The organism is Parolsenella sp. (assembly GCF_982402205.1).
On the sequence record NZ_CEVYAT010000210.1, the window covers coordinates 1 to 1,835 of the forward strand.

Below are 1,835 nucleotides of genomic sequence, written 5' to 3' on the forward strand. Positions count from 1 at the left end.
ACGTCGTGGCGCTCGTGTTTCTTGCTGTGGTGTGCTCGTTTGGGTGCCTGGCGCTGCTCAACTACGCGCTTACCAAGGTCGACCCGGCGGCGGGCTCGCTGCTCTCGAGCCTCGAGAGCCCCAGCGGCGTGGCCTTCTCGGTGGCCTTTGGCTACGAGACGCTCACGCCGCGCCTGCTCGCGGGCTTTGCGCTCATCTTCCTTGGCATCGTCCTGTCCGAGGTGGGCGAGAAGCTCGTCCTCATGCTGCCCGGCCGCAGCCGCGGGTAGCGCTGCGTGGCGAGGCGTGGCCACCTCTCCCTTAACCGCAGATTCCTAGGAATATGCGCTTAAGGCTGTCCGCTAAATATGGTTAACGTCTTTTTCCTAGGAAAATGAGAAGAGAATCGCTGGGATGAGAAGAGAAACGCCGGGGGAGGTTGGGCGCCTTCCCCGGCGTTCTGCGTTCGGACGATGTGCTGGGCTCGCGGGCGGCCGCGCGGTCGATGGCGCAGGCCCTCGCCCTGTGCTCTCGGAGCCCAGCGGAGACCATCGCCCCAGCTGCGCGGTCGATGGTGCAGGCCCTCGCCCTGTGCCCCTTGCGCGTTCCCGCACGTGACAAGCTCGAGAAGCTCGGTGGCGCAGGAGCCCCCGTTCTGCGTCCCTACGCCAAGCTGGTGGCGAGCTCCAGCAGCTCGGTGACGTCGGCGGCTTCGGTGGACCAGGAGCACACGAAGCGGATGACGCGGCGGTCGTCGGGCAGCACGTAGAACGTCTCGCAGCCGCAGGCCTTCTCGAACGCCTGCTCCTGCGCCGCGCTTACGGCAACAAACACCTGGTTGGAGGTCGAGTTGCCGTAGAGCTCAAAGCCCCTCTCGGCCAGGCCCTCGCGCAGCTGCTGTGCGCACTCGTTGGCGTGCGCGGCCAGCTGCCAGTAGAGCGCCTCCTCGCCGTCCTGCTCGGCAAAGGCGGCCTCGAACTGGGCGCCCAGCAAAAAGCCCTTGGCGAGCAGGCCGCAGCGCTCCTTCTGCAGGTAGGGGAAGGCCTCGCGCAGGCGCTCGGCCGCCGCTCCGTGGCCGCAGATTATGACGGCCTCGCCCATGAGCATGCCGTTCTTGGTGCCGCCGATGTAGAACGCGTCGACCTTGCTCGCGATGTGGGCAAGCGTAAGGTCATTGCCGGGTGCCGTGAGGGCGCTGCCCAGGCGCGCGCCGTCCAGGAAGATGCCCAGGTCGTGGCTGCAGGCCCAGTCACAGATGGCGTCGAGGCGCTCGGCGCTCCAGACGCCGCCCAGCTCGGTGGTGTCGGTGATGTAGATGGTCGCGGGCCTCGTCATGTGGCGGCCCGTCGAGGTCTGCGTGCGCCAGACGCGCTCGGCCGCCTCGGGCGTGAGGAAGCCGTCGGCGTCGTCGGTGGGTAGGGCGGTGCGGCCGCAGGCCATGAGGGCGCCCGTCTCGTGCACGACGATGTGGGCGTCGGGCGTGCAGATGACGCCCTCCCAGTCGCGCAGCATGCCGTTGAGGCAGATGACGTTGGCGCTCGTGCCGCCAATGCAGAACTCGACCGTGGCATCGGGCGCGCCACAGGCCGCGCGGATGAGCTCGCGGGCGTGGTCGCAGTGCTCGTCGCCCTCGGTGTAGCCAACGTTCTGGTGGCTGCCGGCGGCCGCGAGGGCCTCCATGATCTGGGGTGCGGCGCCCTCGGAATAGTCGTTGCGGAACAGGTGCATGGCATCTCCTCGCTGTTTGGGTTGGTCGGCAGCTATGATAGCGCGTCCGCGTCCGGCGACGCGCCCGTCCGTGGCGGCGTCAAGGCCGTGGAAGCGCCCGTCTGTGTTCCCACCAAAGTCTCGTACGC

The 1,835-nt window shown here is 68.1% G+C and carries 2 protein-coding genes; one reads left to right on the forward strand and one right to left on the reverse strand.

All coding sequences use genetic code 11. The annotated features are described in order from the left end of the window. Nucleotides 1-269, forward strand: a 269-nt coding sequence (locus tag AC1VTH_RS08090) for an EamA family transporter (RefSeq protein WP_481335658.1), incomplete at its 5' end; no start/stop codon positions are given. 373 nt (nucleotides 270-642) lie between these two features. Here AC1VTH_RS08090 and AC1VTH_RS08095 read toward each other — a convergent pair. Further along, the gene (locus tag AC1VTH_RS08095; protein ID WP_481335660.1) at nucleotides 643-1,707 is read right to left on the reverse strand and encodes a threonine aldolase family protein; all 1,065 of its coding nucleotides are present in this window, start codon (nucleotides 1,705-1,707) and stop codon (nucleotides 643-645) included. Between the last annotated feature and the right edge of the window lie 128 nt (nucleotides 1,708-1,835).